Annotated in this window: 14 protein-coding genes and 1 pseudogene; 12 read left to right on the top strand and 3 right to left on the bottom strand. The window is 72.1% G+C overall.

The window, feature by feature from the left end:
• The first annotated feature begins 53 nt into the window (after positions 1-53).
• Entirely contained in the window at positions 54-683 is a 630-nt protein-coding gene (locus L6E17_RS27285; protein WP_236243338.1) for a hypothetical protein, read from the top strand.
• 21 nt (positions 684-704) lie between these two features.
• Here the strand turns inward: L6E17_RS27285 and L6E17_RS27280 are convergent, their stop codons facing one another.
• Positions 705-1,799, bottom strand: coding sequence for an IS630 family transposase (locus L6E17_RS27280; RefSeq protein ID WP_236239806.1), 1,095 nt, complete (start codon positions 1,797-1,799; stop codon positions 705-707).
• 132 nt (positions 1,800-1,931) lie between these two features.
• Between L6E17_RS27280 and L6E17_RS27275 the strand changes: the two genes are divergently transcribed.
• The 8 genes and pseudogenes from L6E17_RS27275 (at position 1,932) to L6E17_RS27240 (ending at position 9,920) form a co-directional block, all read left to right on the top strand.
• Positions 1,932-2,624: a hypothetical protein gene (locus tag L6E17_RS27275; RefSeq protein ID WP_236243337.1), complete on the top strand. Its 693-nt coding sequence runs from the start codon at positions 1,932-1,934 to the stop codon at positions 2,622-2,624.
• 333 nt (positions 2,625-2,957) lie between these two features.
• Entirely contained in the window at positions 2,958-3,431 is a 474-nt protein-coding gene (locus tag L6E17_RS27270; RefSeq protein ID WP_236243336.1) for a VOC family protein, read from the top strand.
• Between the two features lie 92 nt (positions 3,432-3,523).
• Positions 3,524-4,992 (top strand): annotated as a pseudogene (locus tag L6E17_RS27265) (MFS transporter).
• A 94-nt stretch (positions 4,993-5,086) separates the two neighbouring features.
• A complete protein-coding gene (locus L6E17_RS27260; protein WP_236243335.1) occupies positions 5,087-5,284 on the top strand; it encodes an Arc family DNA-binding protein in 198 nt (65 codons plus the stop codon).
• The gene (locus L6E17_RS27255) at positions 5,284-5,655 is read left to right on the top strand and encodes a type II toxin-antitoxin system death-on-curing family toxin (RefSeq protein ID WP_236243334.1); all 372 of its coding nucleotides are present in this window, start codon (positions 5,284-5,286) and stop codon (positions 5,653-5,655) included. Before L6E17_RS27260 ends, L6E17_RS27255 begins: the two co-directional genes overlap by 1 nt.
• A 158-nt stretch (positions 5,656-5,813) precedes the next feature.
• Complete coding sequence (locus L6E17_RS27250; protein ID WP_236243333.1) at positions 5,814-7,601, top strand: DEAD/DEAH box helicase; 1,788 nt, start codon at positions 5,814-5,816, stop codon at positions 7,599-7,601.
• Between the two features lie 620 nt (positions 7,602-8,221).
• Positions 8,222-8,863 carry an IclR family transcriptional regulator gene (locus tag L6E17_RS27245; protein WP_071271757.1) on the top strand — a complete coding sequence of 214 codons (642 nt, stop codon included), beginning with the start codon at positions 8,222-8,224 and terminating at the stop codon, positions 8,861-8,863.
• Between the two features lie 271 nt (positions 8,864-9,134).
• Positions 9,135-9,920, top strand: coding sequence for a S16 family serine protease (locus L6E17_RS27240; protein WP_236243332.1), 786 nt, complete (start codon positions 9,135-9,137; stop codon positions 9,918-9,920).
• 240 nt (positions 9,921-10,160) lie between these two features.
• Here L6E17_RS27240 and L6E17_RS27235 read toward each other — a convergent pair whose 3' ends face one another.
• A complete protein-coding gene (locus L6E17_RS27235; protein WP_236243331.1) occupies positions 10,161-10,823 on the bottom strand; it encodes a TetR/AcrR family transcriptional regulator in 663 nt (220 codons plus the stop codon).
• An 86-nt stretch (positions 10,824-10,909) separates the two neighbouring features.
• On the opposite strand from L6E17_RS27235, the gene L6E17_RS27230 reads away from it, so the two are divergent.
• A complete protein-coding gene (locus L6E17_RS27230) occupies positions 10,910-11,614 on the top strand; it encodes a DUF4386 domain-containing protein (protein ID WP_236243330.1) in 705 nt (234 codons plus the stop codon).
• A complete protein-coding gene (locus L6E17_RS27225) occupies positions 11,611-12,291 on the top strand; it encodes an NAD(P)-dependent oxidoreductase (RefSeq protein WP_236243329.1) in 681 nt (226 codons plus the stop codon). The genes L6E17_RS27230 and L6E17_RS27225 overlap by 4 nt, the downstream gene beginning before the upstream one ends.
• A 347-nt stretch (positions 12,292-12,638) precedes the next feature.
• On the opposite strand, the gene L6E17_RS27220 is transcribed toward L6E17_RS27225, so the two are convergent.
• Complete coding sequence (locus L6E17_RS27220; RefSeq protein ID WP_236243328.1) at positions 12,639-13,112, bottom strand: Lrp/AsnC family transcriptional regulator; 474 nt, start codon at positions 13,110-13,112, stop codon at positions 12,639-12,641.
• Positions 13,113-13,233: 121 nt separating this feature from the next.
• On the opposite strand from L6E17_RS27220, the gene hppD reads away from it, so the two are divergent.
• Entirely contained in the window at positions 13,234-14,379 is a 1,146-nt protein-coding gene (gene hppD / locus L6E17_RS27215) for a 4-hydroxyphenylpyruvate dioxygenase (protein WP_236243327.1), read from the top strand.
• Positions 14,380-14,419 lie beyond the last annotated feature (40 nt).

Here is a 14,419-nt window from a genome sequence, read left to right as displayed (position 1 = left end):
ACATGAGGCGCGCGTGCGTCGGCGCACGGTCTTCTTGCCGTGCCGCAGCCGTCATGTTCGCGACCGTCCTCCTGTCGGCCTGCGGCGGGGGGCCGCCGGACGGTCCTGATCGACGCGACACCGTTTCGGCGGAGAAGCTGTGCGGCGGCGCCTTCTCAAGGGAGGCATCCTTGGCCGTGGAGACTGTGACGGGGGCGAAAGAGTTCGCGGCGCGGCTCTCCTTTGCGGAGCCGCGGACGGCGGCGGACGCTGTGGTTGCCGAGTACAGCTCTGGTGGCGCCGTGGACAAGTGGAGGGAAACAGACCTCTGCGAGGTTCACGTGCCGGATGCCGGAGGACTGCCGGACCTGGAGATCGGCGTTTCGCTCAGCGAGGAGGAGGATCTGCGAGGCGTCAAGCCGTCCTTCGTGAAATACGCCGTTGGGCGACAGGCTATATCCAACGGGGGAGCGTCCGTTGTGTACTTCGACTGTGCGAGTCAGCGATTCCCCGAGGGTGTGGGGGATCCTGTCCTGATGCGCGCCGAATTGACGAATAGGCGCTCAGTGAAAATTGATCCCGAAGAGCTGCGCCAGGCGAACCTGAAAATCCTCGCGTCGGCTTCCCGCGCCTTTGCCGGAGCTCTGCGGTGCGAAGGCGGAGCAGGGTTGGCTCAGACTGCGCCCTTCACTCGTCTTTCCTAGTGTCTCGTGATCCTGTTCATGTCAGTTCGAGTTGTTATTGACGAGTTTCTTCACGTTGGTCGCGACGAGTTTGACCTTCGCAAGGACCTCGCCGGCAGTCGCGGTCCAGGTGAACGGCTTCGCCGTCGCGTTCCAGGAGCTGATGTAGTCACGGATCTGCTTGATCAGGACGTTGACGCTGGAGAACGTGCCGCGGCGGATGGACTGCCGGGTCAGGATTCCGAACCAGATCTCGATCTGGTTCAGCCACGAGGAGCCGACGGGGGTGAAATGGAAGTGGATGTGCGGGTTCTTGGCCAGCCACTCCCTGACCTCCGGAGTGGTGTGCGTGGAGAGGTTGTCCAGGACGACATGGATGTCCTTCCCGGCGTGCGGCTTCACCGCCTTCTTCAAGAAGGCCAGGAAGTCCTTGCCGTTCCGGGTCGGCTTGCACTCGCCAAGTACTTCGCCGGTGGTCACGTTCAGGGCAGCGAACAGATTTGTGGTGCCGTGCCGGACGTAGTCGGCGGTGCGCTTCTCGCTCGCCGCGAAGGCGACCGGCAGCACCGGCTGGGTCCGGTCCAGGGCCTGGATCTGCGTCTTCTCATCGATCGAGAGGACCACCGCGCCGCCCGGCGGGGCCAGATACAAGCCGATCACATCGGCCACTTTCGCCGCGAACGCGGGGTCTTTCGAAAGCTTGAAGGTGCCGGAGCGGTGCGGCTTCAGGTTCTCCTCCCGCCAGATCCGCGCGATGTAGTGCCAGGACACGGTGATGTTCTCGGTCCGCCTCAGGTACTTCGCCAACTCGCGCGTGGACCAGTGCGAAAGGCCGGTGCCGTCCGGCGGCGTCATGCGCGTCAGCGCGATCACGCGGGCCCGCACCCGCGCCGGCACTTGTTCCCGGGCTCCGCCGGGCCGGTCGCCTTCCAGCCCAGCCAGTCCGAGCTCGACATAACGCCGCTTCCAGCGGTCCACCGTCGGCAGGGATACGCCAAGCAGTTCAGCGATGTCCTTGCGGCGACGGCCTTCGCTCGACCACAGCACGATCCGGCCCCGCGTCGCTATGTCGGCGGGCACGTCCGGGCTATTTACCAACTCCCGCAACACGGCGGCCTGTTCTACAGAGAGCTCCACACCAAGCGACCCTGCCACACAGGATCAAGTAACGCCAACGGAATCACGAGACACTAGGGGACGCGCCGGTCTGCGCGTCTGCGGACAACTCGACCAGCGTGCACCAGCCGACAACGCCCGGGGGCATTGATCATGCGGAAGACCGTCATGGTGGGCCTGTCCGTGCTCCTGCTCGGCGGCACCGCTTGCAGCGCACCGGAAGCGGACGGTTCGCAGCGCCGGGTGGCCGCCCCTGCCTCCGAGGAGGCGCGAGCGGGTGCCGCGACGTGTGAGCGACTGCTCGGCACCGCCGCCGTCGGCTGGCTCAAGCAGGTGGCCCGGCCCGCCGACCTTCGGATGGAGTCGGAGATAGACGTACCGGACAGGGCCGCACGGTTGCAGCGGCAGGTTCGGGAGTGGGATCCGCAGAGCGCGGGAAAGCTGGACCCGTTCCCCTTCCTGGACATGTGCAAGATCGGCGCGGAAGCGGCCGCCGGCGCGTACACCGTCCAGTACGCCAGGTCGGTGCTCCGCTGGGACGAGGTGCGGGAAGCCGGGGATACGTACATCGAGGTGAACCGCGATCTCGCACTCGTCCACGGGACCGCCGAACGGGGACGCGGGGGTTCCTACATGGTCTACATCAGGTGCGGGATACCGGGCGCCGCGCCCGAGCAGAAGGACGAGCTGCCGATCCAGGGGTTCCTTCACGACGGCCTCACCGGCGACACCGACCCCCGGCCGCACTTCGCCCACCTGCTCCACTCCGCCCGGGTCATGGTCGAGGTGCTCGGCTGCACCAACAAGCCGGTCGTCCCCGGTCAGCCTCCCGCCTCCGTCAGGTGAGTGCGGCTGCCGTCCGGGCGGGGCGTGGTGCCGCGGGTGTGCCGTCCGCCGCGGCCGGCGGCGGGGTGCGGGCTCCCCGTTGAGCGTGGCCCGGTCCTGGGCCCCCGGTTCCGCTGGGCGCGGCGCGCCCCTGGGCGCCGCTGGGTGTGGCGCGGTCCTGGAGCCCCCGGCTCCGCTGGGCGTGGTGGGGGCCCCGGGGCGCGCCGGACGCGGCGCGTCGCGTTCCTGGGCCGGCCGGCTCCCGCCGGACGCGGCGCGGCGTGGCGGGCGATGAGTTTCGCGCGGTCCGCCGGTCTACTCGACTGAAGGGACACGGACGGAAGGAGTCCCGCCATGCAGCAGAAGATCACGCCGTGCCTGTGGTTCGACAACGAGGCGGAGGAGGCGGCGCAGCACTACCTCTCGATCTTCGAGAACTCACGTGTCCTGAGGACCAGCCGGTACCCCGAGGGGACCCCGCAGCCGGCGGGGACGGTGATGACCGTCGAGTTCGAGTTGGACGGCCGGCAGTTCATCGCCCTCAACGGCGGCCCGCAGTTCAGGTTCAACGAGGCCGTCTCGCTGTCCGTGGTGTGCGAGGACCAGGAGGAGGTCGACTACTACTGGTCGCGGCTGTGCGAGGGCGGCGAGGAGGGGCCCTGCGGCTGGCTCAAGGACAAGTACGGGCTGTCGTGGCAGGTCAGTCCGCGCGTCCTCGACGAGATGGTGACCGACCCGGACCCGGAGAAGGCGAAGCGTGCCACCGAGGCCATGATGCGGATGAAGAAGATCGACATCGCGGAGCTCCGGCGGGCCTACGACGGGTGAGCTTCGGGGCCGGAGGCGTACGACCAAGGGCCGAGCCGGGGTCCGACCTTATACAGGGGCTAACCGCCTGTACGCCTCTTACTCTGGAGGGCATGAGCGCCCTGGAGCCCCCCGACACCGCCGCTGAGTCCGCCGCCTCCGCTCCCCCCGCAGGGAAAGGAGGCGGCGGAGGCGTGCTGGACCGGGCGCACCGGGCGCTGACGGTCGGGATCGTCTCCGTCGTGCTGCTGATCGCGTTCGAGGCGACCGCCGTGGGGACGGCGATGCCGGTCGCGGCGCGGGAGCTCGGCGGGGTGCCGCTGTACGCCTTCGCGTTCTCCGCGTTCTTCACCACGAGCCTGTTCGGCATGGTGCTGGCCGGGCAGTGGGCCGACCGCGACGGGCCGCTGGCGGCGCTGGCCACCGGCATCGGGGCGTTCGCCGCCGGCCTGGTGGTGTCGGGGACCGCCGGGGCGATGTGGCTGTTCATCGCCGGGCGGGCCGTGCAGGGTTTCGGCGGCGGCCTGGTGATCGTCGCGCTGTACGTGGTGGTCAGCCGCGCGTACGAGGAGAGGCTGCGGCCCGCGATCATGGCGGCGTTCGCGGCGAGCTGGGTCATCCCGTCCATCGTCGGACCGCTGGCCGCCGGCACGGTCACCGAGCACCTCGGGTGGCGGTGGGTCTTCCTCGGGATCCCCGCGCTCGTGGTGCTGCCGCTGGCGCTCGCCCTGCCCGCCATCCGGAGCCGGGCGTCCGGTCCCGCCGACCCGGGTGCGCCGGCGGCCGGCTTCGACCGGCGGCGGCTGCGGCTGGCGCTGGGGATCTCGCTCGGTGCGGGCCTCCTCCAGTACGCCGGGCAGGAGCTCCGCTGGCTGTCCGCCGCCCCGGCCCTGGTGGGTGTGGCGCTGCTGGTGCCGGCCGCGCTGGGGCTGCTGCCGGGGGGTACCTTCCGGGCGGCCCGCGGCCTGCCGTCGGTGGTGCTGCTGCGCGGGATCGCGGCGGGGGCGTTCATCGCGTCGGAGTCGTTCATCCCGCTGATGCTCGTCACCGAGCGGGGGCTGAGCCCGACGATGGCCGGCATGTCGCTCGCGGTGGGCGGCGCGGCGTGGGCGCTGGGGTCGTTCGTCCAGTCGCGTCCCGCGGTGGAGCCGTACCGGGAGCGGCTGATGGTGCTGGGGATGCTGATGGTCGCGGCGGCGATCGCGGCGGTGCCGAGCGTGCTGATCCCCGCGGTGCCGGTGTGGACCGTCGGTGTGGCCTGGGGCTTCGGCTGCCTCGGTATGGGGCTGGTGATCTCCTCCGCGAGCGTGCTGCTGCTGAAGCTGTCCGCGCCGGAGGAGGCCGGGAACAACTCGGCCGCGCTCCAGATCTCGGACGGGCTGTCGAACGTGCTGCTGCTCGCGGCGGGCGGGGCCGCCTTCGCCGCCCTGGGCGGGGGTCGCCCGCGGCGGGGCACGGGGTGGCGGCCGGAGCCGGGTCGCACCCCGTGGCCTTCGCGGCCGTCTTCCTGCCGATGGCGGGCGTCGCGCTGCTGGGGGCCTGGGTGGCGGCGCGGGTGCGGGTCGGACCGGTGGGCGGGTGACCGGCCGCCCCTGCGGCCATGGCGCCGGAACACCGGCCGAGGCGGGCGTTGCTCGCACGTGACACCGGGCGGTACCGTGCGGTACCGTCATGGTATGGCAGGTCTCAATGTGCGCTTCACCGAGGAAGAGCTGACCGCGCTGCGCGAGCGCGCCGAAGCTGAGGGCCGCAGTATGCAGTCGTTCGCGCACGACGCCGTCATCAGGGCGATAAACGAACACTCGCGGCTGTTCAACGAGGCCGCCGAACACGTGCTGAAGGTCAGTGAGGAGCTGAACCGGAGGCTCGCCTGATGCACTACCTCACTCTGCCCGAGGTGCTGAACCTGGCCGAGCGGCTCGGTACGCCCGAGGTGCGCGACTACGGGCTGCTCGACTCGGCGCTCGCCCGTCCCCAGTCCAGTGTGTTCGGGCAGGACGCCTACCCGGACGTGTGGCAGAAGGCCGCGGCCCTCATGGAGTCGCTCGCACGCAATCACGCACTGATCGACGGCAACAAGCGCCTCGCCTGGTATGCGACCTGGGTGTTCCTGCACATGAACGGCCATCCCCTCGACGCCGCGTTCGATGTGGACGAGGCGGAGCGGTTCGTGCTCGATGTGTGCCAGGGCGCTCTCGACGTAGCGAAGATCGCGGCGCACTTGCCCCGGTTCGCCGCGCGTTGAGGAGCTGGAGAACACCGGGGTGTGACCCCCGTCGCAGTCCCCGAGGTCACGGCGCCGTCCGGCCCGGACGGGCGCCGGGCCCCCGGTAGGGTGGCCCGGTTGTCGTGGCGCGCACCGGCGGTGCGCGCCCCCGCGTCCGAGAGCCCGAATCGGAGACCGTGACTACTACCGCCTCCCATCACCTCTCACCGGCCTTCCCCGGCCGCGCCCCCTGGGGTACCGCCAACAAGCTGCGCGCCTGGCAGCAGGCCGCCATGGACAAGTACCTCCAGGAGCAGCCCCGCGACTTCCTCGCCGTCGCCACGCCCGGCGCGGGCAAGACCACCTTCGCGCTCACCCTGGCGTCGTGGCTGCTGCACCACCACGTCGTCCAGCAGATCACCGTCGTCGCCCCCACCGAGCACCTGAAGAAGCAGTGGGCGGCCGCCGCCGCGCGGATAGGGATCAAGCTGGACCCGGAGTACAGCGCGGGGCCGCTCAGCAAGGAGTACCACGGCGTCGCCGTCACGTACGCCGGCGTCGGCGTGCGGCCCATGCTGCACCGCAACCGCTCCGAGCAGCGCAAGACCCTCGTCATCCTGGACGAGATCCACCACGCCGGCGACTCCAAGTCGTGGGGCGAGGCGTGCCTGGAGGCGTTCGAGCCCGCCACCCGGCGCCTCTGCCTCACCGGTACGCCGTTCCGGTCCGACACCAACCCGATCCCCTTCGTCACGTACGAGGAGGGGAACGACGGCATCCGCCGGTCCGCCGCCGACTACACCTACGGCTACGGCAACGCCCTCGCCGACAACGTCGTCCGGCCGGTCATCTTCCTCAGCTACAGCGGCAACATGCGCTGGCGCACGAAGGCCGGCGACGAGATCGCCGCCCGGCTGGGCGAGCCCATGACCAAGGACGCCGTCTCCCAGGCGTGGCGCACCGCCCTCGACCCGCGCGGCGACTGGATGCCGAACGTGCTGCGCGCCGCCGACCAGCGGCTCTCCGAGGTCCGCAAGGCCATCCCCGACGCCGGCGCCCTGGTCATCGCCTCCGACCAGGACTCGGCCCGCGCGTACGCCAAGCTGATCCGGGAGATCACCGGGCAGGGCGCCACCGTCGTGCTGTCCGACGACACCGGCGCCTCCAAACGGATCGAGGAGTTCAGCGAGAGCGACGACCGCTGGATGGTCGCCGTCCGCATGGTGTCCGAGGGCGTCGACGTGCCGCGGCTCGCCGTCGGCGTGTACGCCACGACCATCTCCACCCCGCTGTTCTTCGCGCAGGCCGTCGGCCGCTTCGTGCGGTCCCGCAGGCGCGGCGAGACCGCGTCCGTGTTCCTGCCGACCATCCCCATGCTCCTCGGCTTCGCCAACGAGATGGAGGTCGAGCGCGACCACGTCCTGGACCGCCCGAAGAAGGCGGGCGAGGACGAGGACCCGTACGCCGAGTCCGAGAAGGAGATGGACGAGGCGAACAAGCAGCAGGACGAGGACACCGGGGAGCAGGACATGCTGCCCTTCGAGGCGCTGGAGTCCGACGCCGTCTTCGACCGCGTGATGTACAACGGCGCCGAGTTCGGCATGCAGGCCCACCCCGGCAGCCAGGAGGAGCAGGACTACCTCGGCATCCCGGGGCTCCTGGAGCCCGACCAGGTGCAGCTGCTCCTCCAGAAGCGGCAGGCCCGGCAGATCGCCCACAGCAGGCAGAAGCCCGCGGAGGAGGCCGACCTGCTCGAACTGCCCGCCGAGCGGCGGCCCGTGGTGTCCCACAAGGAGCTGATGGAGCTGCGCAAGCAGCTCAACACCATGGTCAGCGCCTACGTGCACCAGAGCGGCAAGCCGCACGGCGTGATCCACACGGAGCTGCGCCGCGTCTGCGGCGGCCCGCCCAGCGCCGAGGCCACGGCCGGGCAGATCCGCGAGCGGATCAAGAAGGTCCAGGAGTGGGCCACGCGCATGCGCTGAGCCGCCCGCACGCCCGCACGCCCGCACGCCCGCACGCCCGCACGCCCGCACGCCTGTCCGCCTGTCCGCCCGCCCGTATGCCCGCCGACCGGCGGCGGGCCCCGTGCCGGGCCGCACCCGGAGCCGCGCGCACGTCCGCATACCGCGGCGCGCGTACCGGCCTTCGTACGGGACTGACGGCCGGCGGTGCCCGCCGGGGACGGCACGGGACGGGGCGTGCGGCCCCCGGTGCGGGCCGCCGCAGGGCTCGCCTACCGGGGCGCGGTACGGATTCACGTACGGCTTCAGGTGTGGCGCTTCAGGTGCGGGCGTACGGCTTCCGGGGCCCTGCCCCGTACGGCTCCGGTACGGCCCGGGTCGGGCACCGGGGCGCCCGTACCGGGCCCGCAAATCCGGATCAAGTCCTCATCCGCGCCCGGATTCTGGACGAGGTCTTCCGCTGAGCGGAGTGTTGTCGCTACTGTCCCCGGCACATGCACGCCCCGTGGCAGCGTCGCCGCGGAGCGCAGCCGGTGTGCCAAGGCCTGCCGGCGGCCTCTCGGAGCGACGACCCTGACGGGACAGGTGTCGCCGGAGCCCCCGGGAGTGTCCGCCGTCACTCACTCCGAAGGAGGGGCGTCGTGACCGCGGAGACCTCCCAGACGCTCGACAGAGGACTACGCGTCCTCAAACTGCTCGCCGACACCGACCACGGGCTGACCGTCACCGAGCTGTCCCAGCGGCTCGGCGTCAACCGCACCGTCGTCTACCGCCTGCTCGCCACCCTGGAGCAGCACGCCCTCGTGCGCCGCGACCTCGGCGGCCGGGCCCGCGTCGGCCTCGGGGTGCTGCGGCTCGGCCGCCAGGTGCACCCGCTGGTCCGCGAGGCCGCGATGCCGGCGCTGCGCTCCCTCGCGGAGGACATCGGGGCCACCGCGCACCTGACCCTCGTCGACGGCGCGGAGGCTCTCGCGGTCGCGGTCGTGGAGCCGACCTGGACGGACTACCACGTGGCGTACCGCGCGGGCTTCCGCCACCCGCTCGACCGGGGCGCCGCGGGGCGGGCCATCCTGGGCGCCCGGCAGGGCGGTCTGCGGGAGCCCGGCTACACCCTCACGCACGGCGAACTCGAAGCCGGGGCGAGTGGCGCCGCGGCCCCGCTGCTGGGGGTGACCGGCATAGAGGGCAGCGTGGGCGTGGTCATGCTGAGCGACGCCGTACCAGAACGTGTCGGCCCGCGCGTCGTGGACGCGGCCCGCGAGGTGGCGGACGCCCTGCGCTGAGAGCGGCCGGCGGGCGCGGCCGCGCTGCCCGGTGCGTGGCCGGGCTCGGTCGCGTGGCCGTGCTCGGTCACGGGGCGGTGCGGGCGGCTGCGCGGTGCGAGTGCCGGTCCGGGTCGTCCGGGTCGTGCCAGTGGTCGCCGCGTGCACAGCGGCCGCCGGCCGAAGGACGCACCCGGCGGGCGTCGCCTGCTGCCGCCGCGTCGCGGGCCCCGCGCGGGCGGTGGTCGGCGCTGCGGGGCCCCGTGCCGGTCGGGCGGATAGATTGGCTTCCGTGTTCTCCCGCCTCTCCCGTCTCTCCCGCCCCCGTGCCCTGGCCCTGTGCGCCGTGCCCATCCTCGCGCTGTTCGGCGTGGCCGTCCTCGCGCCGCTGCCCTTCACCCTGGCGCAGCCCGGCACCACCGCGAACGTCCTCGGGGCGGACAAGGGCCGCCCGATCATCACCATCTCCGGTGCGCAGGTCCACGAGACCAGCGGTGAGCTGCTGATGACCACCATCCTGGCGACCTCGCCGAGCGCCGACGTCGGCCTCGCCGACGTGGTGGAGGGCTGGTTCCGCACGGACCGGGCCGTGCTGCCGCGCGACTCCGTCTACCCGGCGGGCAAGACCGACGCGGAGATCGAGAAGCGCAACCTCGGCCAGATGCGGCAGTCCCAGGACAGCGCCGTCCTCGCCGCGCTGGACTACGTCGGCGAGGACCCGGACGACGTCGACGTGCGCCTCCACCTGGCCGATGTGGGCGGGCCCAGCGCGGGCCTGCTGTTCTCGCTGGGCGTCGTCGACAAGCTGGCGGCCGGCGACCTCACGGGCGGCCGGGTCGTCGCGGGTACGGGCACGATCACCCCGGACGGCAGGGTCGGCGCCGTGGGCGGGGTGTCCCTCAAGACGCAGGCCGCTGCCCGGGACGGCGCCACGGTCTTCCTCGTGCCGAAGGCGGAGTGCGGGGACGCGGAGTCGGAGCTGCCCGCGGGCATGCGGCTCATCCCGGTCACCACGCTGACGGACGCGGTGTCGTCCCTGCGGGCCCTGGACGACGGCGGGCAGGTGCCGTCCTGCTGACCCCGGCGACCGCGTGCACGCGGCGGCCGCCGGAACGCCGACCGGTGAACGCGACCGCCTGAACGCCACCGCCTGAACGCCACGGCCTGAAGGGGGCGGCCGCCTCCGCCGGGCCGCGACGTCCCCGGCCTGCCGCCCGGCGGGCGACAGGCGTACCACCGCCAGGCCGCGCGCCGCCGCAGGGCGGCCCGGCGTCCCGGCCGCGGCGCGGACCGGCGCAGGACGACGTGACGCGGGCCGTCAGGCGGGGCGGGCGAGGCGGGCGAGGCCGTCCAGGATGAGGTCGAGGCCGAACGCGAACTCGTCGGCGTACCGGTAGCCCGGCCGCAGGGCGTGGCCGCTCATCATCTCCGTCAGGTGCGGGTGGGTGTCGGCGGGCAGCTGCTCCATGATCGTGTCCGCGACCGCCGCGAGTTCCTGCTCGGTCCGGAACGGCAGGGCGCGCTCCTGCAGGACGAAGCCGTAGAGGTAGCTGTCGATCACGGAGACGGCGTGCGCGGTGAGCGCCAGGGAGAACCCGGCCCCGCGCAGGCACCCGATGACGGCGTCGTGGTGCCGCAGGGTCGCGGGCCCCGGAGTGGCGCGGGAGTCCATCAGGCCGACGGCCCACGGGTGCCGGGTGAGCGCGTCGCGCGCGGAGACCGCCCGGCGGCGCATGGCCTGCCGCCACTCCTCGTCCGGAGCGGGCAGGTCGATCTCGCCGAACACGGTGTCGACCATGCCGTCGAGGATGTCGTTCTTGTTGGCCACGTGGTGGTAGAGCGACATCGCCTCCACGCCCAGGCGTTCGGCGATCCTGCGCATCGTCAGCGAGGCGACGCCGCCGTCGTCGGCGATCCCGACGGCGGCGCGCAGCACGCGTTCCCGGTCCAGTGGCACCCGCGGTGCGGTGTTTCCGGCCATCGTCCTTCTTCCTCCACGGCTCAGCCGGTTGACAACCTTACTATGTAAGCTAGCCTTACGTTGTAAGGTCACGGGAGAGAGTCGTCATGGACCAGAGGTCACCGCAGCGGCTTGCACGGCTCACGGGGCTGCTGTTCCTCGTGATCGTCGTGTGCGGGATGTTCGCGACGACGGCCCTCGACGGGTTCGTCGTGGCCGGGGACGCCGCGGCCACCGCCGAGAACGTACGGAGCGGACACACCCTGTTCACGGCCGTCCTGCTGGGCTGGACCGTACTGGTGGCCGCCGACGCCGCCGTGGCGCTGCCGCTGTACCTGCTGCTGCGGGGGGTCGACGGTCTGCTCGCCCTGCTGGCGACGGCGTTCCGGCTGCTCTTCGCGGCGCTGCTCGGGGTCGCCGTGACCGGCGTGTTCCACGCCTACGCCCTGCTCGGCGATCCGGCCCGTACGGGAGGCGGGGCAGCCGGGGGCGAGGTGCGCGCGTCGGCGGAGCTCGCCGCCTTCGACACGGCGTTCCTGTTCGGCCTCGTGGTCTTCGGCGTGCACCTGCTGTGCGTCGGCGTCCTGCTGTACCGCTCCCGCTACGTGCCGCGGGCGCTGGGCGCGCTGGTCACCGCGGGCGGCGCCGCGTACGTGGCGGACAGCCTGCTCGGCCTGCTCGTGGCGGGCCACGGCGGGACGGCGAGCACGGTCCTGCTGCTTCCCGCGGCCCTCGGCGAGCTGGGCTTGACGGCGTGGCTGCTGGTCAAGGGCGTCACCACCGGGCGCCCCCACCCGAAGGAGACGGTATGAAGGTCTGCATCATCGGCGCATCGGGCAAGCTGGGCCGGTACATGGTCCGGCACGCCCTGGACCGGGGGTACGAGGTCGTCGGCGTGTGCCGCGAGCGCAGTGTGCCCAAACTCGACGCGTTCGCCGGCCTGATCACCGTGGTGCCCGGCCGAACCGACGACCGCGAGGTGGTCCGGCGGGCGGTGCAGGGGTGCGACGGGGTCCTCACCGTGCTGGTGCCCTGGGGCGTCCGGCAGTACGCGACGGGGACGGCGCAGGCCGTGCTCGACTTCGCCCCGCGCGGTGCGCGGCTGGTCTTCTCGTGCGGCTGGCACATCACCCGCGACGGGAAGGACGTCTACAGCCGGAGGTTCCGGGCGCTCGCCGCCGTGGTCGGCTCCCTCGGCCGCCTCTTCCGGCTGATCGACGTGGACGACCAGGTCGAGGCGTGCCGGCGGGTGTTCGCCAGCGACACCCGGTGGACCGTCGTGCGGGGCAGCGACCTGGAGGAGGGCGAGAGCCAGGGCCTGCCCGTCTGGCGCCGCCACGTCGGCGATCCCGCGCTGGCGAGCAACCTCACCCGCCGGGTGGACTACGCGCTCTTCATGGTCGAGGCGCTCACCGACGACCGCCTGGTCCGCGAGGCGCCCGCGATCGTGGGCTGCCGGACGCCGTCGGCGCTCGCGGCGGACAACTGACCGGCCCGGCACCGGCCGCGGACCGCGAGCGGTCCCGCGAGCGGGCCCGCGGGGGCACGGGTCGGGGCGCGGGCCCGCAGGCCCCAAGGTGCGGGTGGTGGTCGCCCGGGCGGGCGGAACACCCGGCGAGGCCCGGCACCGGCCGTGGGCGGATCGTGAGGGCGGCGCTGCGCGGCACGCGGCCGCAGGTCCCTGCGGGCGGGTCGCACGGAGCGGCGCGGTGCCGGTCGCCGGCCGCGGGTGCGCTCTGGGCGGTTCGTGCGGGCCGGGCCGCCGGTGCCGGGACACCGCCCGGCGGACCACGCGGACCGGCCCCGGCTCGAAGCGGCTTCCGCACCCGGCAGGGCTCAGCCGCCCTCGCTCGCCGCCTGCTCCACGAGGGGGATGATGCGCAGCCGCACCGGGTTCTCCATCACGATCGCCGTGGACGCGCGGACGATGCCGTCGATGCCGACCACCCGGTCGATGACCCGCTGGAGGTCCGCGTTCGAACGGGCCACCAGGCGGCACAGCATGTCCCCGCGGCCGGTCGTCGTGTGCAGTTCCAGCACCTCCGGCACGCCTGCCAGGTGCTCCCGCACGTCCGCGCCCTGGCCCTGCCGGATCTCCAGGGTGGCGAAGGCCGTCACCGGGTAGCCGAGGGCCGCCGGGTCCACGTCGGGGCCGAAGCCGCGGATCACGCCGCTCGCCTGGAGGCGGTCCAGCCGGGCCTGCACGGTGCCGCGGGCGACACCGAGCCGCCGCGACGCCTCCAGCACCCCGATCCGCGGCTCGCGGGCGAGCAGGGCGATGAGACGGCCGTCCAGATGATCGATCGCCATGGCGCTCTCCCGGTGGTCATCATGTACAGATCGCCCGACCATAGTGGCGCTGCACTGTGCAGATTGACCAGTGGATACGCAAACTATTGCGCATCTTGTGGAACGGCGGGACGCTGCCGCCATGACTGAGACCATGAATCACACCCCTGACACCGCCCGGCAGGCCGACCCCTTCCCGGTGAAGGGAATGGACGCGGTGGTCTTCGCCGTCGGCAACGCCAAGCAGGCCGCGCACTACTACTCCACGGCCTTCGGCATGAAGCTCGTCGCGTACGCCGGGCCGGAGAACGGCAGCCGCGAGACGGCGAGCTACGTGCTCTCCAACGGCTCCGCCCGGTTCGTGTTCACCTCCGTCATCAAGCCCACCAGCGACTGGGGCCGCTTCCTCGCGGAGCACGTCGCCGCGCACGGCGACGGCGTCATCGACCTGGCCATCGAGGTCCCCGACGCCCGCAAGGCGTACGCGTACGCCGTCGAGCAGGGCGCCACCGGCATCACCGAGCCGTACGAGCTCAAGGACGAGCACGGCACCGTCGTCCTCGCCGCCATCGCCACCTACGGCAAGACCCGCCACACCCTCGTGGAGCGCAAGGAGTACGACGGCCCGTACCTGCCCGGGTACGCCGCCGCCGCCCCCCTCGTCGAGCCGCCGGCCAAGCGCACCTTCCAGGCGGTCGACCACTGCGTCGGCAACGTCGAGCTCGGCCGCATGAACGAGTGGGTGGGCTTCTACAACAAGGTCATGGGCTTCACCAACATGAAGGAGTTCGTCGGCGACGACATCGCCACCGAGTACTCCGCCCTCATGTCGAAGGTCGTCGCCGACGGCACCCTCAAAGTGAAGTTCCCGATCAACGAGCCCGCGATCGCGAAGAAGAAGTCGCAGATCGACGAGTACCTGGAGTTCTACGGCGGCGCCGGCGTCCAGCACGTCGCCCTCGCCACCAACGACATCGTCGCCACCGTGCGCTACATGCGCGAGCACGGCGTCCAGTTCCTCGACACCCCCGACGCGTACTACGACACGCTCGGCGAGTGGGTGGGCGACACCCGCGTGCCCGTCGAGACGCTGCGCGAGCTGAAGATCCTCGCCGACCGCGACGAGGACGGCTACCTCCTGCAGATCTTCACCAAGCCGGTCCAGGACCGCCCGACCGTCTTCTTCGAGATCATCGAGCGGCACGGTTCGATGGGCTTCGGCAAGGGCAACTTCAAGGCCCTGTTCGAGGCCATCGAGCGCGAGCAGGCCAAGCGGGGCAACCTGTAGGCACCCCCTCCCCGCCCTGCGGCCCCGCGGAACCTGACCC

This window comes from Streptomyces sp. CC228A, assembly GCF_021390935.1.
Lineage (GTDB): Bacteria > Actinomycetota > Actinomycetes > Streptomycetales > Streptomycetaceae > Streptomyces.
The sequence above is the reverse complement of the archived record's forward strand: the minus strand, read 5'-3'. Positions and strand labels throughout refer to the sequence as shown.

What these genes read in the sequence shown, in the direction of transcription:
- L6E17_RS27285 (WP_236243338.1), top strand. Translation starts at nt 54, where the DNA reads ATGTTCGCGACCGTCCTCCTGTCGGCCTGCGGCGGGGGGCCGCCGGAC.
- L6E17_RS27275 (WP_236243337.1), top strand. Translation starts at nt 1,932, where the DNA reads ATGCGGAAGACCGTCATGGTGGGCCTGTCCGTGCTCCTGCTCGGCGGC.
- L6E17_RS27270 (WP_236243336.1), top strand. Translation starts at nt 2,958, where the DNA reads ATGCAGCAGAAGATCACGCCGTGCCTGTGGTTCGACAACGAGGCGGAG.
- L6E17_RS27260 (WP_236243335.1), top strand. Translation starts at nt 5,087, where the DNA reads ATGGCAGGTCTCAATGTGCGCTTCACCGAGGAAGAGCTGACCGCGCTG.
- L6E17_RS27255 (WP_236243334.1), top strand. Translation starts at nt 5,284, where the DNA reads ATGCACTACCTCACTCTGCCCGAGGTGCTGAACCTGGCCGAGCGGCTC.
- L6E17_RS27235 (WP_236243331.1), bottom strand. Translation starts at nt 10,823, where the DNA reads ATGGCCGGAAACACCGCACCGCGGGTGCCACTGGACCGGGAACGCGTG.
- L6E17_RS27230 (WP_236243330.1), top strand. Translation starts at nt 10,910, where the DNA reads ATGGACCAGAGGTCACCGCAGCGGCTTGCACGGCTCACGGGGCTGCTG.
- L6E17_RS27225 (WP_236243329.1), top strand. Translation starts at nt 11,611, where the DNA reads ATGAAGGTCTGCATCATCGGCGCATCGGGCAAGCTGGGCCGGTACATG.
- L6E17_RS27220 (WP_236243328.1), bottom strand. Translation starts at nt 13,112, where the DNA reads ATGGCGATCGATCATCTGGACGGCCGTCTCATCGCCCTGCTCGCCCGC.
- hppD (WP_236243327.1), top strand. Translation starts at nt 13,234, where the DNA reads ATGACTGAGACCATGAATCACACCCCTGACACCGCCCGGCAGGCCGAC.